This is a genomic window from Streptomyces sp. P9(2023) (assembly GCF_032436795.1).
In the GTDB taxonomy this organism is placed as follows: Bacteria; Actinomycetota; Actinomycetes; order Streptomycetales; family Streptomycetaceae; genus Streptomyces.
Genome location: NZ_JAUPWM010000147.1, coordinates 1 through 487 on the forward strand (window position 1 = coordinate 1; position 487 = coordinate 487).

General features: G+C 47.4%; 1 protein-coding gene. It reads right to left on the minus strand.

The annotated features are described in order from the left end of the window. Positions 1–487: methyl-accepting chemotaxis protein (locus Q5762_RS37095; protein ID WP_315896715.1), on the minus strand; the 487-nt coding region annotated here is incomplete at both ends.

A 487-nucleotide genomic window follows, 5' to 3' on the forward strand; every position in this document is an offset into this window, starting at 1 on the left:
AACATCCTGCACCGATGTTTGCGTTCGGTGAGCTAAAGTACGGACTTCATCCGCAACCACAGCAAAGCCACGTCCTTGCTCCCCTGCTCGTGCTGCTTCAATAGCGGCATTAAGGGCCAACAAATTAGTTTGCTCAGCAATTTCATCAATCATTTGCTTGACTTTTTGAATACGTTCACTGTTTTGACCCACTTGGAGAATCGCCGCAGTAGAATGGTTCAACTGTTGATTTAAGGCTTCAACGTAACGAAGTACCGACCCTACAACGGCCAATCCCGCTTGCGTATCTGCATCTGCGTAACGCACATTTTCAGCAATCACTTCTACCTGCCTAGCGGATGATCTCGCAGAGGTTGCCATCTGTTCGATAGCCGTCACAACTTGTTCAACTTGTTGCTTTTGCTGATCAGACTGACGAAGATTATCTTGCGCATCTTGGGCAATACTGCGTGATTGCTGATTGATTCGACCGCTGGTTTCTCGAATC